The organism is Vibrio sp. TRT 1302 (genome assembly GCF_050113875.1).
GTDB lineage: Bacteria > Pseudomonadota > Gammaproteobacteria > Enterobacterales > Vibrionaceae > Vibrio.
This window is the reverse complement of sequence record NZ_JBNJOF010000007.1, coordinates 22,536-44,325: the sequence shown is the minus strand read 5'-3', so window position 1 is coordinate 44,325 and position 21,790 is coordinate 22,536. Positions and strand designations below refer to the sequence as shown.

18 protein-coding genes are annotated in these 21,790 nt (G+C 45.5%); 9 read left to right on the top strand and 9 right to left on the bottom strand.

The features are described 5' to 3' along the window. Nucleotides 1-67 precede the first annotated feature (67 nt). Both ACQEXP_RS11180 and ACQEXP_RS11175 read left to right on the top strand, forming a co-directional pair. On the top strand, nucleotides 68-1,072 hold the full coding sequence (locus ACQEXP_RS11180) for a sensor domain-containing diguanylate cyclase (protein WP_426969899.1): 1,005 nt from the start codon (nucleotides 68-70) through the stop codon (nucleotides 1,070-1,072). Between the two features lie 73 nt (nucleotides 1,073-1,145). Beyond that, nucleotides 1,146-1,367, top strand: coding sequence for a zinc ribbon domain-containing protein (locus tag ACQEXP_RS11175; protein ID WP_269377609.1), 222 nt, complete (start codon nucleotides 1,146-1,148; stop codon nucleotides 1,365-1,367). Here ACQEXP_RS11175 and xseA read toward each other — a convergent pair. Beyond that, on the bottom strand, nucleotides 1,360-2,691 hold the full coding sequence (gene xseA, locus ACQEXP_RS11170) for an exodeoxyribonuclease VII large subunit (protein WP_426969896.1): 1,332 nt from the start codon (nucleotides 2,689-2,691) through the stop codon (nucleotides 1,360-1,362). The genes ACQEXP_RS11175 and xseA overlap by 8 nt on opposite strands. 232 nt (nucleotides 2,692-2,923) lie before the next feature. On the opposite strand from xseA, the gene guaB reads away from it, so the two are divergent. The 4 genes from guaB (at nucleotide 2,924) to ACQEXP_RS11150 (ending at nucleotide 8,603) form a co-directional block, all read left to right on the top strand. Further along, nucleotides 2,924-4,387 (top strand): IMP dehydrogenase, encoded by a 1,464-nt coding sequence (guaB, locus tag ACQEXP_RS11165; RefSeq protein ID WP_269377607.1) that lies wholly within the window; start codon nucleotides 2,924-2,926, stop codon nucleotides 4,385-4,387. Between the two features lie 167 nt (nucleotides 4,388-4,554). Beyond that, nucleotides 4,555-6,108, top strand: a complete 1,554-nt coding sequence (guaA, locus tag ACQEXP_RS11160) for a glutamine-hydrolyzing GMP synthase (RefSeq protein WP_269377606.1) — start codon at nucleotides 4,555-4,557, stop codon at nucleotides 6,106-6,108. 193 nt (nucleotides 6,109-6,301) lie between these two features. Next, entirely contained in the window at nucleotides 6,302-7,771 is a 1,470-nt protein-coding gene (locus tag ACQEXP_RS11155) for a chitinase (protein ID WP_426969895.1), read from the top strand. A gap of 235 nt (nucleotides 7,772-8,006) precedes the next feature. Beyond that, nucleotides 8,007-8,603 (top strand): acetate uptake transporter, encoded by a 597-nt coding sequence (locus tag ACQEXP_RS11150; RefSeq protein WP_138973871.1) that lies wholly within the window; start codon nucleotides 8,007-8,009, stop codon nucleotides 8,601-8,603. A gap of 129 nt (nucleotides 8,604-8,732) precedes the next feature. On the opposite strand, the gene ACQEXP_RS11145 is transcribed toward ACQEXP_RS11150, so the two are convergent. Together ACQEXP_RS11145 and ACQEXP_RS11140 are read right to left on the bottom strand one after the other, a co-directional pair. Next, nucleotides 8,733-10,271, bottom strand: coding sequence for an alanine/glycine:cation symporter family protein (locus tag ACQEXP_RS11145; protein WP_269377603.1), 1,539 nt, complete (start codon nucleotides 10,269-10,271; stop codon nucleotides 8,733-8,735). A 291-nt stretch (nucleotides 10,272-10,562) separates the two neighbouring features. Next, complete coding sequence (locus tag ACQEXP_RS11140; RefSeq protein ID WP_269377602.1) at nucleotides 10,563-11,813, bottom strand: D-amino acid dehydrogenase; 1,251 nt, start codon at nucleotides 11,811-11,813, stop codon at nucleotides 10,563-10,565. Between the two features lie 105 nt (nucleotides 11,814-11,918). Here ACQEXP_RS11140 and ACQEXP_RS11135 point away from each other — a divergent pair, with 105 nt between their 5' ends. Next, entirely contained in the window at nucleotides 11,919-12,809 is an 891-nt protein-coding gene (locus tag ACQEXP_RS11135; RefSeq protein ID WP_426969893.1) for a LysR substrate-binding domain-containing protein, read from the top strand. A 99-nt stretch (nucleotides 12,810-12,908) separates the two neighbouring features. Beyond that, nucleotides 12,909-13,886, top strand: a complete 978-nt coding sequence (locus tag ACQEXP_RS11130; RefSeq protein WP_269377599.1) for an ion channel — start codon at nucleotides 12,909-12,911, stop codon at nucleotides 13,884-13,886. On the opposite strand, the gene ACQEXP_RS11125 is transcribed toward ACQEXP_RS11130, so the two are convergent. Both ACQEXP_RS11125 and ACQEXP_RS11120 read right to left on the bottom strand, forming a co-directional pair. Further along, nucleotides 13,867-14,439 carry a hypothetical protein gene (locus ACQEXP_RS11125; protein ID WP_426969891.1) on the bottom strand — a complete coding sequence of 191 codons (573 nt, stop codon included), beginning with the start codon at nucleotides 14,437-14,439 and terminating at the stop codon, nucleotides 13,867-13,869. The genes ACQEXP_RS11130 and ACQEXP_RS11125 overlap by 20 nt on opposite strands. A gap of 165 nt (nucleotides 14,440-14,604) precedes the next feature. Continuing rightward, nucleotides 14,605-15,330, bottom strand: coding sequence for a DUF3581 domain-containing protein (locus tag ACQEXP_RS11120; protein ID WP_426969890.1), 726 nt, complete (start codon nucleotides 15,328-15,330; stop codon nucleotides 14,605-14,607). 223 nt (nucleotides 15,331-15,553) lie between these two features. Here ACQEXP_RS11120 and ACQEXP_RS11115 point away from each other — a divergent pair, with 223 nt between their 5' ends. Further along, complete coding sequence (locus ACQEXP_RS11115; RefSeq protein WP_426969888.1) at nucleotides 15,554-16,822, top strand: O-acetylhomoserine aminocarboxypropyltransferase/cysteine synthase family protein; 1,269 nt, start codon at nucleotides 15,554-15,556, stop codon at nucleotides 16,820-16,822. A gap of 42 nt (nucleotides 16,823-16,864) precedes the next feature. Here ACQEXP_RS11115 and ACQEXP_RS11110 read toward each other — a convergent pair whose 3' ends face one another. The 4 genes from ACQEXP_RS11110 to ACQEXP_RS11095 form a co-directional block, all read right to left on the bottom strand. After that, complete coding sequence (locus ACQEXP_RS11110; RefSeq protein WP_426969886.1) at nucleotides 16,865-18,136, bottom strand: hemolysin family protein; 1,272 nt, start codon at nucleotides 18,134-18,136, stop codon at nucleotides 16,865-16,867. A gap of 150 nt (nucleotides 18,137-18,286) precedes the next feature. Next, nucleotides 18,287-19,045, bottom strand: a complete 759-nt coding sequence (locus ACQEXP_RS11105) for a 1-acylglycerol-3-phosphate O-acyltransferase (RefSeq protein ID WP_426969885.1) — start codon at nucleotides 19,043-19,045, stop codon at nucleotides 18,287-18,289. A 212-nt stretch (nucleotides 19,046-19,257) separates the two neighbouring features. Further along, nucleotides 19,258-20,220, bottom strand: a complete 963-nt coding sequence (locus tag ACQEXP_RS11100) for an L-threonylcarbamoyladenylate synthase (protein WP_426969883.1) — start codon at nucleotides 20,218-20,220, stop codon at nucleotides 19,258-19,260. A gap of 217 nt (nucleotides 20,221-20,437) precedes the next feature. Continuing rightward, nucleotides 20,438-21,589: an amidohydrolase gene (locus ACQEXP_RS11095; RefSeq protein WP_426969881.1), complete on the bottom strand. Its 1,152-nt coding sequence runs from the start codon at nucleotides 21,587-21,589 to the stop codon at nucleotides 20,438-20,440. Between the last annotated feature and the right edge of the window lie 201 nt (nucleotides 21,590-21,790).

The window sequence follows — 21,790 nt, the reverse complement described above, 5'->3', positions numbered from 1 at the left end:
ATAATTTCATATGCATATATGATATCCTCCTTATATAACTATATTAAAAAAGAATAAGGCACGCGAAATGAACACGTACAGCCTGCTCGATGCTCACCGGGCAGTGAATCGTTTGTTGCAGCAGTTAGCTTTAGGAATGGACAAGTCTCGATTAAATGAAGCCGTTATCGCATTGTCGGAACAATTATTTGGTCGAAGGCTCGCGTCTATTTTGCGACATATTGACGGACACTTGTATTTAGAACACGCCCCACATTTACCTGATTTTTATAATCAAGCGATTGAAGGGGTCGCCATCGGACCTCAAATCGGCTCTTGTGGTGCAGCCGCAGCAACGGGAAAACCGGTTGTCGTCGCGGATATAAATCAGCATGAAAACTGGCAGCCCTATACGGCTTTAACTCAGCAAGCGAATCTGCATGCCTGTTGGTCTGTACCGATTATTGCATCTGACAGTAGTGTGCTTGGTACATTTGCCATTTACAGCGAAAAACCGTCCTCCCCGACGACAGAAGAACTCGAAATACTCGAAATGGTCGCTTCGTTATATGCGGTTGCCCTGGAAAAGTATCAGTTGGAAGAGCAACTGCACTTTCACGCAAGCCGTGACCCTCTAACACGTTGTTTCAACCGTAGAATGTTGCAATTAGAAGTGCAAAATACATTGCTGAATGATGAAAATCACAACTTGCTGTTTGCCTGCTTTTTTATCGATATTGATAGCTTCAAATATATCAATGATCGCTTTGGTCATGATATTGGGGACAGCGTGTTGATCGAAGTTGCCGAAGTACTCAAGCAACAATTCCAGTTTCTTTCGGTCTTAGGGCGTTATGGAGGAGACGAATTTGTTGGCTTTTGTTGTTTCGAAAGCATGTCCGATTTGGAAGACTTCTCTGGCTGTTTAGAACGTGCCTTTAACGGTATGCCACTCATTGATGGCTATCAGGTCAAAGTCAGTGTTGGTTATAGCTACAGTCATGAGCCAAATAGTGATTCGATTGAAGGCATGATTCGACGTGCGGACCAGTCAATGTATCAGGTTAAGCACGCAAAGCGCAGTCTATACTGATTAAGATCATTGCTGGTAGATGATGAGTCGAATGATACTGCTGGAAAGATATTGTTAGATCAAAGAGAGTGCCATGACTGAAAATCAATGCCCTAGCTGTAATGCTGAACTGCAGTGGGATGGACAATATGAGTGTCAAAGCTGCCAAGTCAGCTACAAAAAAATAGGCTACTGCCCAGATTGTGACGCGGAACTTGAGAAGCTTCAGGCGTGTGGGGCCGCCAACTATTTTTGTAACAGCTGCAACGAGTTAAAGTCTAAATCGAAAGTAAGATTTGAGTTTGTTGCTAATTGACCGTTGAGCAAACTTCGCCATCAGATAAACGGGTGACCAAGATGTCACCTGTTTTTACATCTGTGGTTCGAACTACCACCTTGCCCTGTTCTGTTTGGGTAATAGAATAACCGCGCTTTAACGTTGCTAGAGGGCTAACGGTGTCAAGTTTTTCGGCTGCCAGTGCCAATTGATGACGTGTGTTAAGCAACTTTCTATCCATCGCATCTAACAGTTTCTGTTCGAGTCTTTGCAATGTGCCTTTTTGTTCAGATAGACGCTTGAAAGGGGAGTTGAGAGCAACTCTGTGTTGCAGACGCTCGACTTTTTGCTGGCGAACTGAAATATAGTGCTGCATCGCGCGGTGCAGTTTCACTTCTAGCTCATCAAGTTGCTGGCTTTGGCGCTGCAACTGATAGCTTGGATGCTGTCTTTCTAAACGGTGTACAAGTGCGGTCGTGCACCGTTTTTGCTCATTGATGTAGTGGCGCATGGCAGCAACAAGCTTGTGTTGACGGCCAATGATGGCTTGATCTTTATGGCTATTATCACGACTGACTAGCTCAGCGGCAGCAGACGGTGTCGGTGCACGCATATCCGCGACGAAATCGGCGATCGTCACATCGATTTCATGTCCAACTGCACTGATAATAGGGATCTGGCTGGCTGCAATCGTTCGGGCGAGAATCTCGTTGTTAAAGCACCATAGATCCTCTAACGAACCGCCTCCGCGACCGACGATCAGAACATCACACTCATTGCGGCTATTCGCACAACCAATTGCTTGAGCGATTTGGATAGCGGCTTCTTCTCCCTGAACCATAGTAGGGTAGATAACCACGGGTAATGAAGGATCGCGGCGTTTGAGCACGTCAAGAATATCAAACAGGGCAGCCCCTGTTTTAGAAGTGATGACTCCCACGCGCTTAGGATGTTCAGGTAATGGGCGTTTGTTGCTCTGAGCAAACAAGCCTTCACTTGCGAGTTTAAGTTTCAACTCTTCGAACTGTTGCTGGAGTCGACCATCGCCTTCTGGCTGCATACTCTCGATAATTAACTGGTAGTCGCCGCGAGGCTCATAAAGAGATAGACGAGCTTTGACCAGTACTTGGTTGCCATTTTGTGGTTTAAACGTGACGTGGCGATTGTTACCACGAAACATGGCACATTTTACTTGGGCGCGAGAGTCTTTTAGGGTCAGGTACCAGTGACCTGAAACGGGAGCAGAGAAGTTAGAAATCTCACCAACTAACCAAACAATGCCCATCTCATTTTCAAGCAAAAGTCGCACTTCAGCATTGAGGCGAGAGACGGTAAAGATGTTTTGATTGGTCAGAGAAGACACAGCTAATCTCGTAGACGTGAGTATGGAAATTAGCGGCAATATAATACATATCAAGGGGGTGATTGCAAATAAAAAATAGAAAAATGTGTAGCCAAGCGATTTCCTAAGCCGTATAATCCGTCCGCAATATCTAATCCAAATGCAGTGGAGTTTCCCAAGCTTGCTGCCCTCATTATGCGAAACGATGAGACCGGATTGTTTTTTTTACTCCTCTAATTGTGAGATATTGCAAATGCTAAGAATTGCCAAAGAAGCGCTGACATTCGATGACGTACTACTTGTGCCAGCACACTCCACCGTTCTCCCAAACACAGCTGATCTTCGCACTCAGTTGACGAAAAATATCACTCTAAATATTCCGATGATTTCTGCGTCTATGGATACCGTGACGGAAGCTCGTCTCGCTATCGCTCTTGCGCAGGAAGGTGGCATTGGCTTTATCCACAAGAACATGTCTATCGAGAAACAAGCTGAGATGGTTCATCAGGTTAAGATTTACGAAGCGGGTGTGGTTTCTCATCCAGTAACCGTAAGTCCTGATGCGACGATTGCAGATGTTGTGGCTCTGACAGAAAAGCATGGTTTTGCAGGTTTCCCAGTGGTAACTGATAACAACGAACTCGTTGGTATTATCACTGGTCGTGACGTTCGCTTTGTAACTGACCTTTCTAAGAAAGTAGATGTTGTCATGACGCCTAAAGAGCGTTTGGCAGCGGTTAAAGAAGGTGCAACTCGTGAAGAAGTTCAAGAGAAAATGCACAAAGCACGTGTAGAGAAAGTACTGGTTGTGAACGACGAGTTCCAACTAAAAGGTATGATCACAGCAAAAGACTTCCATAAAGCAGAACGTAAGCCAAATGCATGTAAAGATGCACAAGGTCGTCTACGTGTTGGTGCAGCCGTTGGTGCAGGCGCTGGTAACGAAGAGCGTGTTGCAGCACTTGTTGAAGCTGGCGTTGATGTTCTATTGATCGACTCTTCTCACGGTCACTCTGAAGGTGTTCTTAACCGTATCCGCGAAACTCGCGCAGCATACCCTGACCTAGACATCATTGGTGGCAACGTGGCAACTGGCGCGGGTGCGAAAGCATTGATCGACGCTGGTGTAAGTGCCGTTAAAGTTGGTATCGGCCCAGGTTCAATCTGTACGACTCGTATCGTAACGGGTGTTGGTGTTCCTCAAGTAACAGCAATTGCAGATGCTGCAGAAGTCGCAAACCAGTACGGTATTCCAGTTATTGCTGACGGTGGTATCCGTTTCTCTGGTGATATCTGTAAAGCAATCGTTGCGGGTGCATCTTGCGTTATGGTTGGTTCGATGTTCGCGGGTACTGAAGAAGCACCTGGTGAAGTCATCCTATACAATGGCCGTTCATACAAAGCTTACCGTGGCATGGGTTCTCTTGGTGCCATGTCGCAAGGCTCATCAGATCGTTACTTCCAGTCTGACAATGCAGCAGACAAGCTTGTACCTGAAGGTATCGAAGGCCGTATTGCTTACAAAGGTCGCCTAAAAGAGATCGTACACCAGCAAATGGGTGGTCTACGTTCAAGCATGGGTCTAACAGGTAGCGCGACTATCGAAGACTTACGTACGAAAGCTGAATTCGTTCGTATCTCTGGCGCTGGCATGAAAGAGTCTCATGTACACGACGTTCAAATTACTAAGGAAGCACCAAACTACCGTCTAGGTTAATCCTCACTGGTTATTTCACTAACTTTAATGGCACTCAACAGCCCTTTTCAGTGAGATAACCAGCTGAAATATAGCCTAACGAAAACGGTTGCTTTTCCTTGAAGCATTAAGAAGAGGCGAGTACACTCGCCTACATTTTAATCACTTAGCTTATAAGACTGCTCAAAATGACTAAAAATATTCATGACCAACGTATTCTGATCTTGGACTTCGGTTCTCAGTACACTCAACTAGTAGCTCGCCGCGTACGTGAAATCGGCGTTTACTGTGAACTTTGGAGCTGGGATGTTGAAGAAGCGGATATTCGTGAATTCAATCCAGACGGTATCATTCTATCTGGTGGCCCAGAAAGCGTAACAGAAGCAAACTCACCACGTGCACCACAGTACGTATTTGACTCAGGTGTTCCAGTTTTAGGTGTATGTTACGGCATGCAAACGATGGCTGAGCAGCTAGGTGGTAAAGTAGCAGGCTCAACTGAACGTGAGTTCGGTTACGCGCAAGTAAAAGTATCTGGCGACTCAGCTATCTTCAAAGATCTTGAAGCGACTCAAGATGTTTGGATGAGCCACGGCGACAAAGTTGTAGAAATCCCAGCAGACTTCGTGAAAGTTGGCGAAACGGATACTTGTCCTTACGCTGCAATGGCAAACGAAGAGAAGAAATACTACGGTGTTCAGTTCCACCCAGAAGTCACTCACACGAAAGGTGGCCTACAGATGCTAGAGAACTTTGTTCTTGGCGTATGTGGTTGTGAGCGTCTATGGACTTCAGAATCTATCATTGAAGACGCAGTTGCTCGTATCAAAGAGCAAGTTGGTGATGACGAAGTGATTCTTGGTCTATCTGGTGGTGTGGACTCTTCTGTTGTTGCTATGCTGGTTCACCGTGCTATTGGTGACAAACTAACATGTGTATTTGTTGATAACGGTCTACTTCGTCTTAACGAAGGTCAGCAAGTAATGGACATGTTTGGCGATAAATTTGGCCTAAACATCATTAAAGTAGATGCTGAAGATCGCTTCCTAAAAGCGTTAGAAGGCAAATCTGATCCGGAAGATAAGCGTAAGACTATCGGTCATGTATTCGTTGACGTGTTCGATGAAGAATCGAAGAAGCTGAAGAATGCTAAATGGCTTGCTCAGGGTACGATCTACCCAGACGTTATCGAGTCAGCGGCATCTAAGACTGGTAAAGCACATGTAATCAAATCTCACCATAACGTTGGCGGCCTGCCAGAAGATATGGAGATGGGTCTTGTTGAACCACTACGTGAGCTGTTTAAAGACGAAGTACGTAAGATTGGTTTAGAACTTGGTCTGCCATACAACATGCTTTACCGCCACCCATTCCCTGGGCCTGGTTTAGGTGTTCGTGTTCTTGGTGAAATTAAGAAAGAGTACTGTGACTTACTACGTCGTGCGGACGCTATCTTCATTGAAGAACTGCACGCTGCTGACCTTTACAACAAAGTTTCTCAGGCGTTCACGGTATTCCTTCCAGTACGCTCTGTTGGTGTAATGGGCGATGGCCGTAAGTACGATTGGGTTGTATCACTACGTGCTGTAGAGACAATCGACTTTATGACTGCTCACTGGGCGCATCTACCATACGACTTCTTAGGTAAGGTTTCTAACCGCATTATCAACGAAGTTGATGGTATTTCACGTGTTGTTTACGATATTTCAGGTAAGCCACCAGCGACAATCGAGTGGGAATAATCTGATTTATAATTCATTAAAAACCAGCCTAAGGGCTGGTTTTTTTCGACTCATTTATCGCTTTCGGCGAGTGATAAATATCATTGTTACCTAGTCAGGCGCGTTGACTCGCAAGTTGACCTTCCCCCTTAATCCCTTTGCCCAATCCTCATCTATGCTGATACAACTTCAAAGACAAAGGAGTTGTATAACAATGAAAAACTTACCTTTTTTGACCGCGTTGTCACTGCTAGGTTTAAGCTCAAATAGCTGGGCGGAGATGACTATCCAACCTGATCCACAAAACCCAACGGGTTATGTCATCTCTCGTGTCGATATCGCCGCAGCAGAGCAGCAAAAAACAGCCAATCCAATGTATCAATTATGGTCACAGGCACTTCGCACGGCTCCTAACGGCGTCGTTGAAGCCATTGATGCGGGGGTAGCCACCAATCCGGATAACGTACAGCGCGCTGAGCGAGTATTTCCTCGTTCAGAGTGGGACTTCCTTACTCAGATGGCAGCACCGGAATACACTTACACTCGCTTCCTACGTGCGATCGGTAAGTTCCCTGCATTTTGTGCTGAGTACACGGATGGGCGTGATTCTGACGCAATTTGTAAGCGCTCTATCGTAACGGCATTTGCTCATTTCGCTCAGGAAACAGGAGGGCATATTGCCATTGATAACACTTGGGATAATCCGTTGGGTTTAGAAGAGTGGCAGCAAGCGTTGGTTCATGTACGGGAAATGGGCTGGTCTGAAGGTCAGGAAGGGTACACGACTGGATGTGGTCAGAACGACTGGCAAAATAGAAAGTGGCCATGTGTTGCAGGGCAGGGGTACTTTGGACGTGGAGCTAAACAGCTCTCTTACCACTTTAACTACGGTGCATTCTCGGAAGCGATGTTCGACGGCGATGCGTCGGTGTTACTCAACAACCCAGGGCTAGTGGCTGACTCTTGGCTCAATCTGGCGTCAGCGATTTGGTTCTTCTTAACTCCGCAAGCCCCTAAGCCAGCGATGCTTCACGTTATAGATAAAACATGGCAGCCATCTCAGAGAGAGAGCGATGCAGGGATCGGCTATGGTTTTGGTACCACGATTAACATTATCAATGGTGGTATTGAGTGTGGCGAGCAGAACAAGGATAAAGGCCAGCCCGTTAACCGAATTCGTTATTGGCAAGGTTTATCATCCCACTATCAAATTCCGATTGGCAGTGATGAAAAAGACACCTGTTGGCAGCAAACTCCATACGGAAGCTTAAACCTCAATGGCGCGACGGATGTGCTTTATACCAATTGGGATGGTAACTGGAAATACTATGCAGACCGTCCCGGTGGCTATTCATTTGAGTGTGAACTGGTGGGATTCCAAACGGCTTATTCCGCCTTGGTTGAGGGCGACTATGAAAAGTGTGTGACCAACTTTTATGGCTCTCATTCAAGCTGGCCAGAAGTTCGAGTGGTTGAGCAGCTCGATCCTGTCGATCCTTCACCCACACCAGATCCAACGCCAGACCCAGGCGGTATGACTCAGTGGGAACCGGGCGTTACTCAAGTCGCAAACGGTGACAAAGTGACTTATAACGGCAAATGTTTTATCGCTAAAAACGGACCGGGAGTTTGGGAAACACCCGTTCAGTCCAATTGGTTCTGGGATGAAATATCCTGCCAGTAACCGGTGAGTGTTCAAACTAGAAATAAGGCCTCAATGCTGAAAGTTGAGGCCTTTTGTTTTCTGCGCAATAGCATAATTGGCATCCTTACCGTGAGAAAGCACCGAGGTGATTAAATAAAAAGCATATCAAATGGTTTGCGTAATCTTAGATTGCAAATTCAATGTTTATCTTTTTTGTTGAACGGGATTAAACTTCGCGCGTAATTTTTACTAACATTTTTGAAAGGTGCGCAAAATGTCAACAAAACTGGCAAACCCGGCTCCATTAGGCCTTATGGGTTTCGGCATGACAACCATCCTGCTAAATATCCACAATGCAGGCTTTTTCCCAATTGACTCAATGATTCTTGCAATGGGTATTTTTTATGGTGGTCTGAGCCAAGTGCTAGTCGGCATGATGTGTTTCAAACGTGGTGATACGTTTGGTACCACAGCATTTACTTCATACGGTCTATTCTGGCTAACTTTGGTTGGTTTAATCGTGATGCCATACATGGGTCTTCCTGCAAGCCCAGCAAGCTTTATGGGTTGGTACTTGCTACTTTGGGGTGTCTTCACTGGCTTTATGTTTATTGGTTCACTGTGTTACCCAGTGGCTAAACAGATCGTTTTCGGTTCACTAACAATCCTATTCTTCCTACTTGCAGCACGTGATTTCTCTGGCAGTGAACTGATTGGTACTATCGCAGGTATTGAAGGTATTTTCTGCGGCGCAAGCGCAATCTACTTTGCAATGGCGCAAGTACTGAACAACGAATATGGTCGTACCATCTTGCCTATTGGTGAGAAAAAACAGCGCGAATCTGTGGAGTTAGAGCAGGTAGCGGCTTAATCAAGAATATTGAGTGTTGGCCAAGCCTGATTAGGCCCGCACTGAAATATATGGGAACAGTAATAACAAAGGGGTTAGCCATTGGCTAACCCCTTTTTTTACCACTGCTTTTATCTGTTTTAGTCGAGATTAGGTTGAAGGTTGTTCAACTGGCTTTGTTTCGACTTCAGCCTCGGGTGCTTTGCCCGTTTTACGGCGGTATTTATCTTCCCAGTAGTCAGCACCTTTGATGCCAAGCTTAACAGGGTTGAATGTAAATTCAGTGACACCTTGTTTTTGCTGCTCTTCGTAGTCGTTAAGTGCTTTTAGTGCAGGTTTTGACATGAAGAAGATAATTAAGATACCCACGATGTTTAACCAAGCCATTAGGCCTACACCCACGTCACCCATTGCCCACGCAAGGTTTGCTGTCTTAACTGTACCGTAGAACACAACAGCGATTAATGCGACTTTTAGCAAGAACATTAGGCCGTTAACTTTAAACGTACGACGGATGTATGCAATGTTTGTTTCTGCAATGTAGTAGTACGCAAGAATAGTGGTGAACGCGAAGAAGAACAGCGCAACAGCGATGAATGGTTTACCGATACCTGGTAGCGCGCTCTCGATTGCCATTTGAGTAAATACAGGACCATTTGCTGCAATATCAGCAGAAATATTCTGTACTAGGAAACCTTCTGCACCGTGTACGTTGTATGCACCAGTAATGATGATCATAAATGCAGTAGCAGAACATACTAGTAGTGTATCGATGTAGATAGAGAACGCTTGCACTAGACCTTGCTGAGCTGGGTGGTCAACGCTTGCAGCAGCGGCTGCGTGAGGACCTGTACCTTGACCCGCTTCGTTAGAGTAAACACCACGTTTTACACCCCAACCAATCGCAGCACCAACACCTGCCATAGGCGTAAATGCATCACCAATGATCATTGAGAATACACGAGGTACTTCACCGATATTCAGTAGGATGATAACGAACGCTGTGATGATGTAAGCCAAAGCCATGAATGGCACAACGATCTGAGTGAAGTTAGCAATACGTTTCACACCGCCAAAGATGATGAAAGCTAGGATTACTGAAATCACAGTACCGGTAAAGATTTTCGCGAAACTGAATGTACCGATAGCTGTTTCAATCATTTCACCAGAACCAAATGCAGCTTCTACCGCATTACCGATACTGTTTGACTGAACGCCTGGTAGCAAGAAGCCACAAGCAAAGATCGTTGAGATAGCAAAAATCCACGCGTACCACTTCTGACCCATCGCTTTTTCGATGTAGTAAGCTGGACCGCCACGGAATTCACCGTTGTCTTCTTCTTTATAGATTTGAGCTAGAGTAGATTCTGCGTATGCTGTTGCTGCGCCGAAGAAGGCAACAACCCACATCCAAAATACGGCACCTGGACCACCGAAACCGATAGCGGCTGCCACACCTGCAATGTTACCAGTACCCACACGACCAGATAGCGATACAGCTAGAGCCTGGAATGATGAGATACCTTTTGAAGAACTTTTCCCTGAAAGAAGTAGGCGCCACATTTCACCAAAGTGACGAACTTGAACAAATCGTGTCATGACTGAGTAGAATAGACCCGCGCCAAGGCAAAGATAAATCAATACCGGGCTCCAGATAATTCCATTCAAAAAATCAACAATTGACTGCATAAGTAGTTTCCCTGTTTGTTTTGTAATGGTTGTTTTCTGAACAGGATATTACCCTTTCTGTAACGTAATTGTTAATTTATTTGTTTGTGGATGTGAATTTGCGTGAGGTAAAACACAAAGTGCTAAAAAATTGTTAATTAATAGCTCTGGTTAATAGTTGTTCGACAATTTATTAGCAGTAATTGCTTTAGGTGTGGGTATATTAGTGATTTGTATATTACCAATTCACTTGGTCTTACTGAGAAATGTTTTGCAATTTCAGTTTAACCAAGTGAATTGTGTTGTTTGCGATTAGATGTAGCGTTCCATACTGAGTTCGCGGAATGATGCATGGCCTTGTGACGAGATAATATTCGTTAGAATGTCCGCCGACCCACATGCCATTGTCCACCCCAAAGTGCCATGACCAGTATTGGTATAAAGGTTGGAGAGCCTTGTTTGACCAATAATAGGTGTGCCATCTGGCGTCATTGGTCTAAAGCCTGTCCAGTATTCTGCTTGAGAAAAATCGACGCCGTTAGGAAATAAGTTGCTCACTACGTGATTGAGCGTCGCTAGCCTTTTATCAGGCAATGCGGGATCAAATCCTGCCAGTTCCGCAGTACCTGCAACGCGTATCCTTTCTTCAAACCGTGTTACGGCCACCTTATAGGTCTCATCCATAATGGTTGAACAAGGGGCATGATTTGGGTCGATCACCGGTAAAGTCAGTGAGTAACCTTTCACAGGGTAAACAGGGATATGTATGTTAAGCGGCGCAAGAAGGTGTTTTGAATAACTGCCCATCGCGACGACATAGCTGTCGGCATGGATTGTTCCATGCGATGTTTCGACGCCAACCACTTGATCGTTGGCAGTGATTAGCTTTTCGACATGAGTATTGAACAAGAAGGTGACACCCGCTTGCTCTGCCATTGCCTGAAGCTGCTGACAAAATAGATGGCAATCTCCAGTTTCATCATCAGGTAAATAGAGACCACCCACCAAATCCCCGTTCATATTCGCTAGCCCTGGCTCTTGTGCCAGACATTGCGCCGGATCCATAAGTTGGTATTGAGTACCACTTTCTTCAAGCAGCGCGATATCTTTTTCGACCGCCTTGAGTTGAGCTGGGTTGCGGAAGATTTGTAGCGTACCTTGGGTTCTGCCCTGATAATTGAGGTCAAACTGCTTATTTAACTGAGCTAAACACTCTCGACTGCGGTTGGCAATCGTCAGCATACGAGCTTTGTTGACACGATATTTATCCAGTTGGCAATTAACCAACATCTGACTTGCCCACTGGATCAGCTCAGGGCTTAGGCTAGGTTTAATCTTTAAAGGAGCGTGCTCTTCAAATAGCCATTTGATGGCCTTGGTTGGAATACCAGGAGCGGCCCATGGCGATGAGTAACCATAGGAAATCTGCCCTGCGTTAGCAAAGCTGGTTTCTTCTCCAGAGCGTGCCTGCCTATCAACGACCGTCACCTCAAATCCTGCCTGAGATAAATACCAAGCACTGGTCAAACCGACCACACCGCTGCCTAAAATAACAACCTTCACGTTCAACTCTCACAGTTTTAAAATTTTGCCAAGAATGTGCAATTTACATCCGCTTAACAATCGATAAGAATTGATACTAGCTTTTAGAAAATTTAAAGGGTGACCATGAAATCGGCACTACTACAAGGTGTTAACCTTATTTGTATTGTTTCTCGCCATCAAAGCTTAACCAGTGCAGCGAAAGAACTGAATCTGACGGTTGGTGCTGTCAGCCAACAGTTACAGCAGATTGAAGAGCGACTAGGTTTTAGTGTCTTTGAACGCCACGCTCGTGGCATACGTTTAAGTGAACAAGGACGAAAGCTGGTGGAGGCAACCAGTCATCATCTGGCGGCAATAGAAGAGAACATTTTTCAATTGACGCAGGTTTCTGAACGCAAGCAGATTCGGTTGAAACTGACTCCATCCTTCGCTTTTAAATGGCTCGTCCCGCGATTAGAAAACTTTCATAAACGCTATCCCGATGTTCAGATCCATACCTTTGCAGAGGGCGCGTTGGTGGATAGCGATAATCGAAACTTCGATATTGCTATCGACTACGGGCCTTTGCCATACAAACATGCGGATGCGGAACTGTTAATGGAAGAATCGTTGCTACCAGTGATGAGTCGTGACTATTTCAATGCCCATCGTGAGATCTTGCATGGCAGCGATGAGTGGGGGAGAGTGACGTTGCTTCATGATTTAATGCCTTGGTCTGGGGCGCTTAAAGATTATGAGTGGCTGTATTGGGCATCCCATCAACGATTGGACTTTGAAACCAACCAAGGTCATTTCTTCAACCGAACTGATATGGCAATGTCGGCTGCTGAAGCTGGGGTCGGAATCGCTTTGGCGCGAGTTGCTCTATTGGATAAGGAAATTGAGCATGGAAGGTTAATTGCTCCGTTTGCCCCCATTGCTGCGAATGCAGGTTACTTTGTGATTACGCACATTGATGACCCTTATACTCGGCTATTTAAAAAATGGCTTAGAGAACAGGTTGATACTGACTAATTTGTAAATAGTAATGGCGAGCCAATATGCACCCACTACACTTAGTAAAGATATCTAGAGCTACTAACGTCACTCTGGATATGATTAGAGGCAGTGCATATGGAATCTCACCAAGGCCAATGCAGCTATCAAAATCCTGATGGCTGGTGCTGCGATCAACCGTGTGGGGAGTCAGGACTCTGTTACTGGCATGACCCCAAAGTCGATAAAAGCAATGATGATATAAAAGACAAGGTTGAACAATGGGCCGCAGCAGGTAAACCTTTAGACGGATTTCAGTTGGCGAAAACAAATCTCGAGGACATCGATCTGGTTAACCGTGGTTCGAAGGACGGTTATCAGTGTCGGGGCGCAGATTTTTATCGGGCGAATTTGGTTGACGCCCATTTTTTCGGTTTAGATTTACGTGACTCGTCGTTAATGAAGGCGAAGTTAATCGGTGCCAACTTACATTGCGCCAAGCTCGACAACTGCAACTTACTAGGAGCAGAGTTGTCTCGTGCGAAACTGGAGAATATTGAATGGGGCGAGAGCCTTAAACAAGAGCAGGAAGCACGACGAGCAATGAAAGGACATGACAGGAAAGCATCCATCACCTATTGCCAAGAAGCTGAAGAAGTGTGTCGAAACATACGTAAACAGTGTGAAAAGCAAGGTTTGTTCGAGATGGCGGGGGATTTCTTTAAGCGAGAAATGCGCTTTCGTCGTTACCAAATGCCATTACTCAGCTCTAAGAGAATGATCTCGAAGTTAGTGGACATTTTCTGTGGTTATGGCGAAGACCCGATAAGAGTGGTGGGTTTCTCAATCTTCCTAATTTTGATCTGCGCTTTTGCCTACTTCTTTCTCGATACGACAGGTGCGCACCCTATTTATGAAGATGTTACGGGTTGGCAGTTTTACGTGCTTGAGTTTTTCAACTCTCTCTATTTTAGTGTCGTGACATTCACAACATTAGGCTATGGCGATATTTCGCCCATTGGGTTAGCGCGCTTTATCGCTGCCTGCGAAGCCTTCTTAGGCAGCTTTACCATGGCACTGTTTGTTGTGGTCTTTGTTAAGAAGATGACTCGCTAATCGATGATGACGACACGAGAGTAAAGCCACTTTCTAGCCATTCATCCAAGAGGATTTGATCATCTTTATATTGGTTAGAAAAGTGTTCGATGAGCGCAGCGAGATGTTCGCCGTTGTCACACATAGTGCCAGCCACCAAATCTTCTGAAACGGTAATTGGGCTCGGTTGTGGTGATGCCTTTGTTTCTATTGATACAGGGATGATGAATTTAGTCTGACTGCCCAAATGATGCTTTTTAAGGCGCAGGGCTTGTTTGTGGAGCTGTGACATTTGCTGTTCATCATACTGGTCATTGTCTGAACCTATTGAGACAACAAACACTAGACCGCGATAGAGAATAACCACCTCTGTATCGAGTTCTAGTTCTGGCTGATTAAAACCAAGGATCACATCACCCGCAAGATGAGGTAATTGGCTGAATTGTGTTTTCAGTAGATCGATCTTCGATTGCCAGATAGCTTGCGCTTCGTCACTCAAATGATTAAGGATGTTTTTGGTGTCGATCTCGGAAAACTGCAATATAGATGCTGAGTAGTAGGCTTGCTGTGTCATGGGGATTGGTGTGGATGAATCAGTGTGGTGGAGGCTAACCAAGAATCACTCTGAGGGCTAGATGATTGAGTGAGATCTTTGAGCTGACCAACAACTCGATGCCACTAACCATGTTGGTGTTACCGATCAAAAAAGGGTTACCGAATGTCGATAACCCCTTATTGATTATGCTGCGTTAGCAAACTCGGTTAGAAACGCCTCTTTGCGAGCATGGAAGCGTTCTACAAGATCATCTACCGCTTCTTGGTCGTATGGTTTTAAACCACTCGCAACCATACGTTTGAGGCCTTTGCCAACTACTTCACCGTCTTCTTTAAAGGTAAAGTTTAGAGTCACTAAGCCACGTTTACCGTCTACATCAAATGTCGCACCGGAAAACTCCACTTCAGGGTGAGTCAGATCTAGGCGAGAAAACTCAACTTCCATGCTCTCATAGATCACCAATGGACGTTGGCAGTTGATCATCATCTGCTGCTCTTCCATTAATGGAACCATGATATGAGGGAAGTTCATGCCAGAGAACTGAACATAGCTAGTGACCACATGTTCAATGAACTCAGGGTTGTGATTCACTTCCCCTTCACGAGACATATGTAAGTACTCTTTAGACTTCTCGTCTAGCACTGCACTTTCTTTCTCACATTTATTTTCAACAGACAGTGCCACACCATCGTTCACCATGCCTGAGAAGTCGAAGCGCATTTTTTGGCTGATGCCCTCTTTGCTGAGCAGTACGGCGAACAATAGATCACCTGGCACACAGAAGCGTTTGCTATCTTCATCATGGATAGGGTTAAAGTCACCCGCTACCTTTTTAGCAAAGTGGCTTGCTTGTTGGCGAGTGAACTGGAACTGATTGTTTTCTTGTGAAAAATACGGTGTTAGAAACATAAGTTTATTCATGTGGCTATAACTGCCGCGCAGTATACATGAAGCTATGCAATTAAATGGTCTAATCAGATGAATAACGTTGGCTGTCGGAGATTTGAGACAAAATCTAAACTCGCGATGGAGTGTGAATTAATCCACATATTTGAATGATTTATGAACAGTTCGCTTTCGATAACTGATATGAAAATAGGCTGACTATTTATTATTCGCCCAAGGAAGGACTATGAAAGACGAAACCCTCTCGATTCACTTTGGTTACGAAACTGACCCGACGACTAAATCTGTGGCAACACCTATTTATCAGACGGTTGCCTATGAGTTTGATAATGCTCAGCATGGTGCTGATTTGTTTAACCTTGCGGTTCCGGGCAACATCTATACCCGTATTATGAATCCGACTAACGACGTTCTTGAAAAGCGCATGGCGGCGCTTGAAGGCGGTATCGCGGGTTTGGCGGTGAGTGCAGGGAGTGCCGCAATTAATTATGCAATTCAGACCCTAGCGCAGGCGGGGGATAATATCGTCTCTACCCCTCAGCTTTATGGTGGAACCTACACACTGTTTGCACATATGCTGCCCAATCAGGGGATTCAAGTTAAGTTTGCCAAAGATGACAAGCCAGAGAGCTTAGCTGAGCTTATCGATGAAAACACTAAGGCGGTCTACTGTGAGAGTATCGGTAACCCCGCTGGTAACATTATCGATTTAGAACGTGTTGCTCAATTGGCTCACGCTCAAGGGGTTCCGGTTATCGTCGATAACACGGTTGCTACCCCTGCGCTATGTAAACCCATTGAGTTTGGCGCGGACATTGTCGTTCACTCGTTGACTAAATATGTCGGTGGTCATGGAACAACGCTGGGTGGGATGATCATTGATTCAGGAAAATTCCCATGGGCTAAGCATAAAGATCGTTTCCCTGTCTTTAATCAGCCTGAGCCTTCCTACCACGGCGTAGTGTATTGTGAAGCGTTTGGTGACGCAGCATTTATCGGCAGAGCTCGAACAGTGCCTTTGCGTAATACTGGGTCAGCTTTGTCGCCAATGAATGCGTTTATGTTGTTACAGGGTTTAGAAACGCTTTCTCTTCGCATGGAGCGTCATACTGAAAATGCCTTAAAAGTGGCGGAGTTTTTAGACAAACATGAAAAGGTTAGCTGGGTGAGTTATGCCGGCCTGTCCTCTTCAGCGCATTACCCTCTGGCAGAAAAATACATGAAGGGTAAACCATCTGCGATTCTCTCGTTCGGGCTAAAAGATGGCTATGACGCAGGTGTGCGCTTCTATGATGCATTGCAAATCTTTAAGCGCTTGGTCAACATTGGTGACGCTAAATCTCTCGCTTGTCATCCTGCGTCGACCACACACCGTCAGCTCAGTGAGCAAGAGCAGAAACAGGCTGGCGTTTCGCCTGAAATGATTCGTCTGTCGGTTGGTATTGAACATATTGATGATATTCTTGCCGATCTAGAACAAGCTCTTAACGCTTAACAAAATCGATAACCCCAGTGTGTATCAAGGCGCTGGGGTTTGTCATCTTTGGTAACAGCGGACTTGCAGCACTCGGTTGTGACGAACCGATAACACTTCAAAGTTCCAGTCATCTTGCTGGACGACTTCGCCATACTCTGGCACCTTGCCGGTTTTCCACGTCAGGAAGCCATTGAGAGTCTGAAAGCCTTCACTCTTTTCTCCATCGAGCGTTTCGATACTAAGCCGATGTTTTAGTTCGTTTAAGGGAATCATGGCATCCATAATCCAACTACCATCTTGCTGTTGCTTGGCCCAAAGATGTTGAGGCGCCATGCCCAGTTCACCAGCGATCGATTCCAGAAGATCATAGTGGGTCACGAGTCCCTGAATGTCCCCATATTCATCGACAATAAACGCCATTTCACAATTGGTTTGCTGCATATGATTGAGTAGAGGTAGACCTTTCATTGACTCGGGCACGTACCTTGGCCGACGCGCTTGCCTTGCTAAGGTGGCAATTGATAACTCATCGTACACTTCAAGTAAAACCTTAGATGAAATAGTGCCGATAATCTTATCTAGACTGCCATGACAGATGGGCCATACCGAGTGTTGCGTTTGGCCAATGCGCATTAAGATTTGCTCTATAGGCTGCGTGATATCGAGGTATTCAATATCGCAACGTGGAGTCATAAGAGAGGTAACGAGACGGTCATTGAGGTGCAGAAGGTTACTGATCATTTGTTGTTCTTGTGGCTCGATTGCGCCTGATTCAGAACCCTCAGCCATAATGTCGATAATGTCATCTTCTGTGACTGAATCTTCAATTTGATTGGACTGTCTACCTAAACGGAGAATCGCATCCGTCGAACGGCTAAGTAACCAGACAAAGGGTGACGCGAGTCTTGCCAGAATAGAGATAGGGTAAGCGACAATCACGGCAATATGCTCCGCGTTGTTCTGCGCAAAACGTTTTGGCACGAGTTCTCCCACGACAATGGCGAAATAAGTTATCGAGGCGACAACGCTTACAGTGGCAATGATATTGGCGACATCGGCTTCAATGCCTTGCTTAATCAGCCAGATAGAAAAAGGCTCCGAGAGCATAGTTTCGCCAAAAACACCGCTAAGGATACCAATGGCGGTGATACCGATTTGAATCGTGGAGAGAAACAGAGTCGGATTATTTTTTAAATCGAGCGCAATGGCCGCAGAAGCGTGTTGTTCGGCTCGTTTTTTTAGCCGATTTGATTTGGCGGTAACAAGAGCGATTTCTGACATCGCGAATATGCCATTGAGACATATAAGACCGACCAGTATTAACAAGTCCATAGAAAATTCCAAACAGGCACATATAGATAGAATAGTGCGCCGCAGCTTGGATAAATGTGACCAGAAAGAAGAAACGGTTACCAGATGAGCAATTGTTTTTCTGGTCACGATTGAATAAAGATATTTGCCCCTTGCGTAGAAGAGTGATGTTTAGCCGACGCTAGAACGCGGTTTTTCGCTGGCTTGCAGCTCAAGTTGGGCGACTTCCAGATCCAGTTGAGCAATCTTTTCGGCCATCAGAGCATGACAGTGGTCTGCCAAGGCGCGAGCATCATTAATGGTATAGCCAGAGGTGTCGATAGGATCGAGCATTTCAGTAATCACGATGCCATTATTACTGCGGTTAAGGTTGATTTTATTATGCGTCGTACTGACCAGCATTGGTGTAATGGGAACGCCAGCTTCAATTGCCATGCGAAATGCCCCCGTCTTAAATGGCAACAAACCTCGTCCTTTACTTCGCGTTCCCTCAGGATAAGCCCAAACCGAAAGGTTACGCTTATGAATCGCTTCTGCGACTTGTTTTATCGTATCGCGAGCTTTGGACTTGTCTTCCCGGTTGATCAGAATGTTGCCAGTAATCCAGTAAAGTTGGCCAAAAAATGGCACCCAGATCAGCTCTCGCTTGCCTAACGAGACTGTTCTTGGTCTGAGCATTCCCGGTGATGTGACAAAATCGTAGACGCTTTGGTGGTTAGAAATATAGACGCTGTTAGCTGGGGTAGGTGCTCGCTCTAGCCCTCTTTGAATTAAAGTAACACCAAGGATTTTGTGTAATTGATTAAACCAACGACAGAAGAAATAGACATGTTTAGGATTACGTGGGCTAAACAGGCAGTAGACAAAGGCAAATAAAGTAGTAAAAACAACAAAAATGGCAGCCATCATCAGGCGAAGAATACTTAGCACAACTTACTCCTTCTATTAAACGTGCATACACTGAGCTGAGCTCGAGGATGTATATTTAGAGTTTTAATTCTATTTAACAAAATTGCAACACGTTTAACTGGCGATTGATCCGTTGTCACTTAAATTATGGTAATTAAGATAAGCATTTGAGCGATAGGGATACAAAAACGCCCCTTGGTACAGGGGCGTTTTTGCTGATTTGTTCTCTGTAGCTACAGCTTAGACTGAGCTCGGTTTAGGCGATCATGTACCGCAAACCACTCCTCACTAACTGGCGGTCTCTCAACCCAAATTTCGTCACAGCCCCATTTATCCGCTTCATCTAGTGCGCGGTAAAGATCATGTGAGTATTGCGCGACATCGGTTGGCATAGGCTTAGATTTAAAGGCCAAGCTAGGTGCAATCGGTGAATAGTGCAGACATGCGATATTGTCACCACTCGCATTGGAAATCTCTTCCAAAGTAACCAGACGAACTTTAGTGTTTGGCTGGTAGTGACTGGTCACATTGCCTGGGACGGCAACACTGTGTGCTTTTGGCGATAGCACTTCTTCTCCAAGTACTTCTGATAACTGTGCTGCAGTTACTGGGCCTGTACGAAGAATACGGTATGGCTTCTCTGTCAGGTCGATAATGGTCGATTCAAGACCATGGGTACAGTCCCCACCATCCAAGACAGCTGAAATTTTGCCACCGAGCGAGTTCATCACATGTTCAGCCGAAGTCGGGCTGAGTTTTTTGTATGGATTCGCAGAAGGAGCAGCAACGGCCATTCCCGATGACTTCAATAACGTGCTGAAAACGTCGTGCGCAGGCATACGAATACCAATGGTCTCTAAGCCACCAGTCACAACAGAGGTTGCTTGTGGCGCTTTATTTAGCAACAGGGTCACTGGCCCCGGCCAAAATGCCTCAGCAATCGTATAGGCTTGTTCTGGAATATCACGCGCCCAGTCAGACAGTTGCTCCACATCACCGATATGAACAATCAGCGGATGGTTAGCTGGTCGACCTTTCGCCGCGAAGATCTTCTTCACTGCTTCTGGGTTAGATGCATCTGCTGCCAGTCCGTAAACCGTTTCGGTTGGAATCGCGACCAATTCACCACGCGCTAAAATCTGTTTAGCTAGTTCGATATCTTGTTTGTCGCTTGCTGAAAGGTGCTGCGTTTTCAATGTCTCTTCCTCAAAGGAGCAGTATGGATAGAAAATCTGAGCCGGCTATTTTAACCATGTTTTTCAAACTTTCGATGTTTAATTGCAGCATATTTGTATCGATTGATAATCTTTTTCTATATCAGCCTATCTTTCAATCGCTTAACTACACGATGGAAAGGGGAGCGAGCTAACCCGCATCTTTACGCATGGAGTGAATAGGGACAGTTGCAAAGCATTACGCTAATCCGTTGATCTGCTGAATTAAATCGACAAACAAGGCATGACCTATTGGAATGAGCTCATCAGCAAAATCATAATCGGGATTGTGCAGTTGAGGTGTTTCAACCCCAGCTCCCAAAGCAAACATTGCCCCCTGACTCGCTATCGCTGTGAACTGACCAAAATCTTCCGACCAACGCATTGGCTCATCCATCAATAGGTAGTCCGTTGAAGTATTGAGGCACGCTTGAACGACACGGTCACACCCTTCTTGGGAGTTAACGCTTGCTTGAAAAACGTCATCGAAGCTGAATTCAATCTCTAATCCAGCCTGTTTTGCGTATTGAGTTGAAAGAGTTTGAGCCATCTCGATTAAGCTATCCATAGCTTGGTTGGTCTCAGTACGAAGGGTTGCCATTATCACCGCGTCACCGGGCGCAGTGCCAAAAGCAACCTCGCCAAGTTTGGCATGAATCACCGTAACCCAAAGCTTGTCACCAACACCCTGTTTAGCCATTTGTTGAGGGAGTTGATTCAGTGTTTCGATAATTTTGCACATGGTAAGCGCGGGGCTGACGCCATCTTCAGGGTGAGCTGCATGGGAAGTTTTACCGGTTAGCTTAATGATGATACCTCGTGATGCGCAGTTGAAGGTGCCAGCTCGTACCGCGACCTTACCCAATTCTAATCCGGGATAGTTGTGGAGCGCGAAGGCATAGTCAGGTGTTAAACTGGAAAATTTCTCATCCTTGACCATGTCAATTGCGCCAGACCCCGTCTCTTCAGCAGGTTGAAAGCATAGAATTACTCTACCTGACTTAGGTTTATGCTTCGCCAGCGTTGCACCTAATGACGAGATTATTGCCATATGACCATCGTGGCCACATTTGTGAGAAACACCATCGACGAGAGAGCGGTGTGCAAAATGGTTTTGCTCTTGAATGGGCAAGGCGTCTAACTCGCAACGAATCAAGGTGGATGGACCTTCTTTTTCCCCATCAAATACAAAGGCTAATCCATGTCCTCCAAGCTGAGTATGAACTTCATCAGGCTGGAAGCTTTCAAAGAGGGTTCGAATACGTTGAGCCGTTTGTTGTTCTTGATGTGATAGCTCGGGGTTTTGATGAAGAGTTCTTCTCAGTTGAGTGAGTGTTGGGTGATCGAACATGCGCAATCTCTAGACTTATAAACCAGTCAATGACTATACGCCGAGGTGAACAGGAGTATGTTGATGGGGTTCTAACTATCCTGTTTTTGCGGACGTTTTTGATAAGTCTTCAGGTAGGGAGCATTGAGCCTGATTAATTTTGCCGAGATGTTATCCATGGCTCTGGATGAGTAAAATCATAGCGAATAAATATAAAGGTTT

Coding starts and splice junctions, on each gene's coding strand:
- ACQEXP_RS11180 (WP_426969899.1), top strand. CDS start 68: ATGAACACGTACAGCCTGCTCGATGCTCACCGGGCAGTGAATCGTTTG.
- ACQEXP_RS11175 (WP_269377609.1), top strand. CDS start 1,146: ATGACTGAAAATCAATGCCCTAGCTGTAATGCTGAACTGCAGTGGGAT.
- guaB (WP_269377607.1), top strand. CDS start 2,924: ATGCTAAGAATTGCCAAAGAAGCGCTGACATTCGATGACGTACTACTT.
- guaA (WP_269377606.1), top strand. CDS start 4,555: ATGACTAAAAATATTCATGACCAACGTATTCTGATCTTGGACTTCGGT.
- ACQEXP_RS11155 (WP_426969895.1), top strand. CDS start 6,302: ATGAAAAACTTACCTTTTTTGACCGCGTTGTCACTGCTAGGTTTAAGC.
- ACQEXP_RS11150 (WP_138973871.1), top strand. CDS start 8,007: ATGTCAACAAAACTGGCAAACCCGGCTCCATTAGGCCTTATGGGTTTC.
- ACQEXP_RS11145 (WP_269377603.1), bottom strand. CDS start 10,271: ATGCAGTCAATTGTTGATTTTTTGAATGGAATTATCTGGAGCCCGGTA.
- ACQEXP_RS11135 (WP_426969893.1), top strand. CDS start 11,919: ATGAAATCGGCACTACTACAAGGTGTTAACCTTATTTGTATTGTTTCT.
- ACQEXP_RS11130 (WP_269377599.1), top strand. CDS start 12,909: ATGGAATCTCACCAAGGCCAATGCAGCTATCAAAATCCTGATGGCTGG.
- ACQEXP_RS11125 (WP_426969891.1), bottom strand. CDS start 14,439: ATGACACAGCAAGCCTACTACTCAGCATCTATATTGCAGTTTTCCGAG.
- ACQEXP_RS11120 (WP_426969890.1), bottom strand. CDS start 15,330: ATGTTTCTAACACCGTATTTTTCACAAGAAAACAATCAGTTCCAGTTC.
- ACQEXP_RS11115 (WP_426969888.1), top strand. CDS start 15,554: ATGAAAGACGAAACCCTCTCGATTCACTTTGGTTACGAAACTGACCCG.
- ACQEXP_RS11110 (WP_426969886.1), bottom strand. CDS start 18,136: ATGGACTTGTTAATACTGGTCGGTCTTATATGTCTCAATGGCATATTC.
- ACQEXP_RS11095 (WP_426969881.1), bottom strand. CDS start 21,589: ATGTTCGATCACCCAACACTCACTCAACTGAGAAGAACTCTTCATCAA.